The sequence below is a fragment of the Intrasporangium sp. genome, from assembly GCF_036566125.1.
GTDB lineage: Bacteria > Actinomycetota > Actinomycetes > Actinomycetales > Dermatophilaceae > Intrasporangium.
Genome location: NZ_DATCWX010000260.1, coordinates 20425 through 28271, shown reverse-complemented (window position 1 = coordinate 28271; position 7847 = coordinate 20425). Strand labels below are relative to the sequence as shown.

The 7847-nt window shown below is 69.5% G+C and carries 6 protein-coding genes; 1 reads left to right on the top strand and 5 read right to left on the bottom strand.

Annotated elements, in window-relative coordinates:
• Positions 1-124 precede the first annotated feature (124 nt).
• The 5 genes from VIR15_RS16090 to VIR15_RS16070 all read right to left on the bottom strand — a co-directional run bounded on the left by VIR15_RS16090 (position 125) and on the right by VIR15_RS16070 (position 7022).
• A complete protein-coding gene (locus tag VIR15_RS16090; protein ID WP_331929530.1) occupies positions 125-2311 on the bottom strand; it encodes a caspase, EACC1-associated type in 2187 nt (728 codons plus the stop codon).
• Positions 2308-2706: an effector-associated constant component EACC1 gene (locus tag VIR15_RS16085; protein ID WP_331929529.1), complete on the bottom strand. Its 399-nt coding sequence runs from the start codon at positions 2704-2706 to the stop codon at positions 2308-2310. The genes VIR15_RS16090 and VIR15_RS16085 overlap by 4 nt, the downstream gene beginning before the upstream one ends.
• Before the next feature lie 164 nt (positions 2707-2870).
• Complete coding sequence (locus tag VIR15_RS16080; protein WP_331929528.1) at positions 2871-5318, bottom strand: carboxypeptidase regulatory-like domain-containing protein; 2448 nt, start codon at positions 5316-5318, stop codon at positions 2871-2873.
• Between the two features lie 435 nt (positions 5319-5753).
• On the bottom strand, positions 5754-6644 hold the full coding sequence (locus VIR15_RS16075) for a hypothetical protein (protein WP_331929527.1): 891 nt from the start codon (positions 6642-6644) through the stop codon (positions 5754-5756).
• Positions 6645-6692: 48 nt separating this feature from the next.
• Positions 6693-7022, bottom strand: coding sequence for a hypothetical protein (locus VIR15_RS16070; protein WP_331929526.1), 330 nt, complete (start codon positions 7020-7022; stop codon positions 6693-6695).
• Positions 7023-7165: 143 nt separating this feature from the next.
• Between VIR15_RS16070 and VIR15_RS16065 the strand changes: the two genes are divergently transcribed.
• On the top strand, positions 7166-7684 hold the full coding sequence (locus VIR15_RS16065; RefSeq protein WP_331929525.1) for a peptidylprolyl isomerase: 519 nt from the start codon (positions 7166-7168) through the stop codon (positions 7682-7684).
• Positions 7685-7847 lie beyond the last annotated feature (163 nt).

Here is a 7847-nt window from a genome sequence, read left to right as displayed (position 1 = left end):
TCGGTGCGGTCGTCGTGGCCACGACCTGATCCTGCCCTGAAGGGACGGCCAACGACGTCAAACCAATCGAGTGAACAACTTCTGGCCCCAGAAGTTGTTCACTCGATTGATGGGCGGCGTTACCTCACCCGGCGGACCGCTCGCCTTTGCGGTCCATGACGGCCGCGACGAAGACGAGGGCGATGAGGGCCACGAGGAGGATGGCCATGCCCTGCGTGTCATAGCCGTTGCGTCCCAAGTAGGTCCAGTCGGACAGGGGCTGGGCCAGTGCGGCCAGGGCCCAGCCGACGAGGAAGGATCGGGCGAGCGCCGGAGGTCGGGCACTCACTGCGATGGCTCCGACGGCCAGCCAGGTGACGGCCCAGACCATGGTGATGGCGCTGTACGGTGAGTCCCCTTCCGGGCCGGCCAAGTAGGCGGCGTAGGCGACGAGGGTTCCGCAGCCGATGAGGACCAGTGCGAGGATCGCCAAACGCGCCGGACCGGGACGGGTCGGCCACGCCAGTTCGAGCCCACCCGCTCGCAGCAGGGAGACGAGACGGGCCAGGCCGGCCGCGACGACGAGGAGGTGCCCCAGGAGGCCGAGCAGCCAGCCCAGCCCCAGCTGCGCGTCTCCCGCGCGCGCCATGATTCCGAACGCGGTGAGGATCGCGTTGCCCGCCACGACCGAGACGCCCATGACGAGTCCCGTCGACACCCAGCCCGTCTGGTCCACGACAACGGCGATGCCCGCAACGATCGCCGCGATTCCCACGATGAAGATCCCGACGGTGAAACCGGGTCCCATCGCGTAGAGCATGTTGGTGTCCGTCCAGGGGGCCGCATAGCTGGCAAGGACGAGCAGCCCGCCGAGGGCCGACGCCACGGAGACGAACCCCCGCGCTCCTGTGGAGAGACGCGGCGTCTCGGTGGCCGGCTCCGTTGCCTTGTCCGACCGGGCAGGCGACGGGCCTGGCGGTGCAGCAGGAGCCAACCGCCGCGCGACGAGCATCGGTTCCTCCGCTGCTGGTTCCGCGGTCCCTCCGACCGACTCCACCGGCTCGGCAGCGGAAGAGCCCGCCGTCACCGGAACGTCGAGCGACCCCAGTGGGCTCGTGAGCAGGACCTGCCCCGTGAACGGCTCGCCTTGAGCCTCATCGCCACCGCCGGGCGGCGTGAAGGTCACGCGGACTCGACCAGCGTCTTCGACCACGGCCTCGAGCGGCGCCTCCGCCTGGGCCGTGACCGCACGCGCCAGGGCCGGACCCTGGACCTCGACCGTCCTGCTCTGCGGCCCCGATCCGGCAGCCACCACGCCGAAGTCCACCGACGAGGGCACCACGGCCATGGACACCGAGCCAATCGCGGCCTCGGCATCGTCCGCCACGGACTTCGTGTCGGTGCGCACCACCTCACGCAGGGCCTCGAGCGCCCCGAGTGCGGCGCCCGGGTCCTCGTGCCAGAGACGGTCGCGCAACTCGCTGATGGCTCCACGTCGGAACGTCGGGTTGGCCTCCTTCAGCGCTGCGGCGAGCGCCTCGGGGATCGGCTGCGGCCGCAGCCGTCGGCGACGGCTGTGTGCGAGGTAGACGTCGCCCGACATCTCCACGTCCCGGCCGGGCGTCTGCTTGGGGTTCTCGGCACGGACGTGGTCGAAGACGTAGTCGTAGAGCTCGTCCAGCGACACCAGCCCGTCCTCGTCACGGTCGGCTTCACCGGTTCGCAGCCCTTCGACGACGGCCGATGTGAACACTGACGGCTTGGCCCGCTCGTCGGCGGCCAGCTCGGTGCCCTCGAAGGCGTACTCGATCGCGCTCGATGCGCTGATCACGGCCCTCCCCCGTCCACCGCCCAGGCGGCCCGCCGGGAAGCTGTCCATGACATTGACCGGGCCGGCGGCCCGCACCGCGACGCCCTGCCCGAAGGCGCCGCCGTAGCAGCAGTCGAGGAAGAGCACGATGCTGCGCGCTCGGGACGTCTTCATGCATCGCTGGATGAAGTCCGCCGACACGGCAGTCGAGGCGAGCCGGTCCGGCCGCGTGTTGCGCGCAGCCACGAAGAGCTCGCCCGTGTCGCTCTTGACGCCGTGCCCCGAGAAATGAAGCAGGAGCAGGTCGTCAGGTTGGCTGTCGGCGAACACGTCCTCGATCCGGGTCTGCACCTCGTACGACGGCTCGTTGTGCACGACCGCGACGGTGAAGTCGCCGATCTCAGGGTCACCGAGCACGTCGGCCAACGCCGCGGCGTCCGCAGCCGGCGCTCGCAGCTGCCCGAAGCTCGCGTGGTCGTAGGTGTCGTTGGCGACGATGAGCGCTCGACGGATGCCGCTCATGCCGGCTCCTGGATCCCGTGGCGGCTGAGGAAGTTGCGCAGCAGCTCGCTCCGCTCCGCTGCGTCGGCGTTCTCGAGGACGATGACGTCACCGTCGATCTCTAGCCGGACCGTCCGCGGCGCGGCATGGCCCCGATGGAGCCAGTCACGCAGCGAGGCGAGCAGCGCCGTCATCCCGCCCGATCCGAGGATCGCCACCGAGAGGGCGCTGATCTCGGCGGGACCGAGCCCCCGCGTGCCGGCAGGCGCCGGCGTTGACTGCGTTGCACTGGCCAGGGAGGCCACGTCCACCTCGTCGACGTGGCGGAGCTCCTCACGGATCTGCCGGTGCAGCACCTCCAGGCGCGCCGGATCGGCGCCCCGCTCCCCCAACGACACCGTCACCGTCGTGTCCATCGGCCACCTCTGGGTGGTGCAAGCCCCTGCACCGAAAATGCTACTCGTGGTGCGGACGCTCGCCCGGCGATCGTGATACGCCGGCCCAGCGGCATACGACAATGCATGCCGTATGCCGCTGAGCTCGCCCCGTGCGTCCGTGGCGGGACGCTCCTCCCGCCCTGTCAGCCTCCCGGAGGCAGCTGCATCGTGATCGACGCCGACTCGCCGACCCCGAGGGTGACCGGCTGTGCGTCCTCGAGGCGCGTCGCTCCGTCGAACCACACCACCTGGTCGGTGTAGACGTTATCCAACCGGACCAGGAACGACCCCGCTGGCAGCGCCGGCGTGGTGACGACGTGATCCCCCCAGACGTCGAAGTCCGAGACGTGACGGCCCGTGGTGGTCGTCACCTCCCCGATCCAGCCGGGACTCGCCGGCGAACCGTCCGCCTCGAGCACCTCGACCGTGATCCGGCTCGCCTGCGCGAGCTGGACGGAGAACTCTCCGGACTTGCCTGGCTTGAGGGTGATCGGCTCTGCCGTCTCGAACGAGGTGGCTCCACCCGACCATGCGGGCGCCAAGGGAAGGTCCCACGGGGCGTAGGCCACTGGCCGGTACGTTCCCGACGCCAGGACGGGGATGCTGTAGCGCCCGTCCGTGTCCGTGACGGCGCAGTCGTAGCACTCCCCCGAGCGATCCATGAGATCGCCGCGCGGGTTGACCCTCGCGCCCTCGATGGGATGGCCGCTCGGGTCCACGATCCGTCCCGTCAGTGACGACGGCGACGGGACCTTGACGTTGCGGATCGACCTGGCCTCGCCGAGGCGCACCGTCACGAGATCCGCACTCGCCTGTGAGTCCGCCTTGAAGGCCCACGTCGTGCTCGCGGGGCCGGCGCCGTTTTCGCCGAGAACGAAGTTGAGCGCGTAGGAGCCAGGGTGAAGGCCGGAGACCCGCCACCTGCCCTGTGTGTCGCTGCACTCCCTGACCTGCGCGCGTGCGCGGCTCCCCTCGTGGCCCACGTAGGCCTCCGGGCAGACCCCGGCGATCGGCGTCCCGAGCTTGGCATCGGTCGCGATCCCGGAGATCGTGGCGCCTGGCGCGAGTGAGGCGTCGACCACCGTTGGCACACCAGCAACGACGGTGAAGGGCTGCGCGGCCTCCGCCTCGACGGCGTCACCGTAGAACTCGCTGATGAAGCGGCCGTCGCCCTCTGAGTCCGAGAACTCGGCGGTGTAGGTGCCCTCACGGTCGAGAGCCGCCGTGTACTTCCCTTGCGCGTCCGTGCAGGCGTAGGCGACGTCATACCCGTATCCGGCGATCGGGTACTCGTAGATGTGCACGCAGGCCCCGGCGATCGGGGTGCCGTCGAGATCGCTGACGATGGTTCCCGTCACGCTGCCCCCGGGGAGGAAGCGATCCGACGCGTCGACCGTCTCGCCAGCGGCGACGTGGAAGACGGTTGCCGACTCACGGCTCGTCTGGCCGACCGCCCACTGGCTCCCGCCTTCGTTGCTCCGGAACTGGACGACGTAGTCGCCCGGCCGGACCGTCGCACTCCACTGGCCACCGTCCCAGCTGAAGGCGGTTGCGACGTTGGCGCCGTCCACGGTCTCGATCGAGGCCATGACATCGTCCTGCGGTTGACCGTCGGCACCGAGCATGACTCCCGAGAGCGTCCCGCCGAGCTCGAGCGCGACGTCGATGGTTGCCGGCCCGACGTAGCTTGCCGCGTCCTCGAACGTTGCTGCGCTGGGTGCCCAGCCGCCGACGTGGCGCCCGTCCCAGGTCGAGACCTCGAACTTGTACTCGGTGCCTGCGGCAAGGCTCGTCAACGTCCAACGGCCCGGCTCGTCATAGGTCGTGCAGGTGCTCCCAGCCCAGTTCTGCTCGCTGGCGATGTAGGCGGTGACGCACGCATCGAGCGGCTCGCCGGTGTCAGCGGCCGTGATGATCCCCGAGAACACCGTCTCCTCGATCGCGGGAAGCACGTCGTCGACGCGGGTGGTCTCGCCGGCGACGGCAGTGATCGGATCCGCCTCCTCGGCGGTCGCCTTGCCGAAGGCCCACTGCCGCACCGCGCCGGCCGCGAACTCGACCTGGTACGTCCCGTTGGGGACGGCGACCTCCCAGTTTCCCTCGCTCGGCCACGCGGAAGCGACGTAGTCGCCGGTTTGGGACCACACGGTGACGGAGGTTTCCGGGGGTAGGGGGTCGCTGTCGGCGACCGTCAAGGTGCCAGCGAGGATCGCTCCCGGTGCCAACGAGACGTCAACGGTGGCCGGAGCCACGAAGGCCGCCGCGTCCTCGAACCCCGATGCGTCCTGGGCCCACTCGGCGAGGTGCACGCCGTCGTCGCTCGAGACGCGGAGCTTGTACGGGGCCCCCAGGTCCAGACCGTCGACCGCCCAGGTGCCCGTCCCGCTGCCGTCGGTGCAGGTGAAGCCGGCCCAGTCCCAGGTCTCGGCGGCGTAGGCCTCGACGCATCCCTCGAGTGGGGCGCCGGTGGCCTGCGACGTGATGGTGCCGGAGATGGCCGCCGGCTCGGCGTGAGCGGACGGGACAGCGACCGATGAGGCGAGCAACGCCCCGACCAAAGCCACCCCTGCCCGCTTCAAGACTGCTCGCATGAAACGCGCCTTTGCTTAGTCACTCGAAGGCCCGGCTCGGGCCGGGCGAGCGAAAAGTACCAGTCCGGGCCGATTCGCGCCCGTTGAAAGGGCCGGCCCGAAACCCACAGGAACTTCGGGTGGCGCCCGCTCGCTGCCGGTGCGAGACTGGGCGAAGCCCTCCAGCGTCTGGCCGGCCTGCCGCGAGGCAGCGCCGCTCGGGAAAGGACGTGATTGCAGGCACACTCTGGTAGAAGTTTCCACGAGCCTCTCGCCAGAACGTCCAGCACGTGGTTACACTGGACGCAGCGAAGGGTTGGGCCCGCACGAACCGCGCCCAGCCCTTCTGCATGTGCTGGCTCGCGCTGTCCCCCTGTCTGTGCGAGCCAGCTCAAGCGGAGACGGACCCGGTGCCCAGGCACCGGGTCCGTCTGCTTGTCTCGTCTGGCCTCTCGGTCAGGCCTTCGGCCGCTTCGGCTTGACGGACTCGCTCGGCAGCGTGCCGGCGGACGCGTCAATGGCGTCGGAGCCGAGCGTTGCGTCGATCGCGGTCACCTGACCGGTCTCAGGACGCAGTTCATCGAGCGCCTCGTCGGCGCGCGTGGAGGCGGCCTCCATCTCGCCCTCCGTCACGCCGGTCTTGCGGTCGGCCAATGCGGTCTGGCCCTTGGCCGCCAGGTCCGTCGCCTTGTCCTTCGCCTTGGCGGCGACGTCGGTCACGGCTTCCTTCGCATGTCCGACCTTCTCGGCCGCCTTGTCCTTCATCGAGCCGCTCGTGTCGAAGCCGGTGGTTCCAGTCGTGCTCCCCATCGTGCTGTCGGAGGAGGTGGCCCATGGGTCGTTGTTGGCCTGCTGCTTCCGATAGGCCGCGACGGCCGCAATGGCGGCAGCGCCGAACCCGATGACGAAGAGCCACTTCCTGCGACCGCGCTTCACGGGTTTGGCGACTGCCTCGCCGCTCAGGACGTGGTAGGCGTCACGTAGCCGATCGCTGCTCACCCGAGCGAAGTCGCCCGCAGACTCGCGAGCGTGCTGCACTTGCGGCTCGTAGTCGCGCATCATGACCTTGGCCTCCTGGGCGCCCTGCGCGACAGCTGCCGATGCGACACCGAGGGCCGCTCCCACCTTCGGCAGGACCGAGTCCACGAGCGTCGACTCGGCCGCCTCGATCCTGGGTCGGGCCCGATCGGCGAGATCGGACGCGACCGGAGCCGCGCGCACCCGCGCCTCGTCAAAGGCCTCCTTGAGGCGCTCGGCCGCAGCGGTCGCCTTCGGCGCCGCTTGGTCGCGCGCCTCCACGACCTGCGCCATCAGCTTCTCGGTCGGGGTCTGTTTCGTTCGGAACATGCAACTCCTCCTAGGTCGAATGGCTCTTACCCACACTCCTCGTTCGAGTCACCAGCTCCCCGAGCCCGAGGCGCCGGGCACATCGGGTGCGTCGGGCTCGAGCGGCAGATCGTCGATCGGCTCTCCGGATGCGTCGTAGGCGCGCTGGGGACGCGCCCCCGCCAACCCACCTGCTGCTTCCGGGGGCGCGTCGAGGGGCGCCTCCGGATCGAGGTCGGTCGACAGGACCTCCTCCGCGACCTCTTCCTCGTCGATGAGGGGATCGAAGCCACCTGCTGGTTCGGCTTGGGAAGCCGTCGCCGGTTCCGCCAAGTGGTCGGCCTTCTCGTCGGGACCGAGCTCGTCCGTCTGGTGCTTGAGCTTGTCGATGAATGACATGGCTGCCGCTCCTTCGGTCGGGGGTTCCTGTATCGATCCTTCACCCGACGAGCCGCCGGGTCCACCCTGCTCGTACCCAGATGACGAAGGATCGGCTCAGTGTGGGGACAAGGCGACCACCGCGCCGTGCGAGGATTGGGCGCATGAAGGCAACCCTGCACACCAACTTTGGGGACATCGTCGCAGAGCTGTTCCCCCATCACGCGCCCAAGACCGTGGAGAACTTCGTCGGTCTGGCCAAAGGTGAGAAGGAGTACACCGACGACGCGGGCCGCACGAGCCCGACCCCGTTCTACAACGGCCTGACCATCCACCGGGTCATCCCGAGCTTCATGATCCAGGGCGGCTGCCCCCAGGGCACCGGCATGGGTGGGCCGGGCTACACGTTCGACGACGAGATCCACCCCGAGAAGAACTTCAACCAGCCCTACATGCTCGCGATGGCGAATGCGGGCAAGCGGATGGGCAAGGGCACCAACGGGTCCCAGTTCTTCATCACCACCGGGGCGACGTCGTGGCTGCAAGGCAAGCACACGATCTTCGGCGAGGTTGTCGACGGCCCGTCCCGCGAGGTGGTCGACAGGATCGGCAGCGTCGCGACCGGCCCCAACGACAAGCCTCGCGAGGACGTCGTCATCAACTCGGTCACCATCGAGGACTGAGGCACGTTGTCGGACAGCGGATTCGGTCCCCAGCCCCCGGCCCCGCCGGGGGCTGGGCAACAGCCGGCCGGACCGTCGGTGTGTCCCCGGCACCCCGACCGTGAGGCCTATGTGAAGTGCCAGCGGTGCGGTCGACCGGCTTGTCCCGAGTGCCAGCGTCCGG

Coding starts and splice junctions, on each gene's coding strand:
- VIR15_RS16085 (WP_331929529.1), bottom strand. CDS start 2,706: ATGGACACGACGGTGACGGTGTCGTTGGGGGAGCGGGGCGCCGATCCG.
- VIR15_RS16090 (WP_331929530.1), bottom strand. CDS start 2,311: ATGAGCGGCATCCGTCGAGCGCTCATCGTCGCCAACGACACCTACGAC.
- VIR15_RS16075 (WP_331929527.1), bottom strand. CDS start 6,644: ATGTTCCGAACGAAACAGACCCCGACCGAGAAGCTGATGGCGCAGGTC.
- VIR15_RS16080 (WP_331929528.1), bottom strand. CDS start 5,318: ATGCGAGCAGTCTTGAAGCGGGCAGGGGTGGCTTTGGTCGGGGCGTTG.
- VIR15_RS16070 (WP_331929526.1), bottom strand. CDS start 7,022: ATGTCATTCATCGACAAGCTCAAGCACCAGACGGACGAGCTCGGTCCC.
- VIR15_RS16065 (WP_331929525.1), top strand. CDS start 7,166: ATGAAGGCAACCCTGCACACCAACTTTGGGGACATCGTCGCAGAGCTG.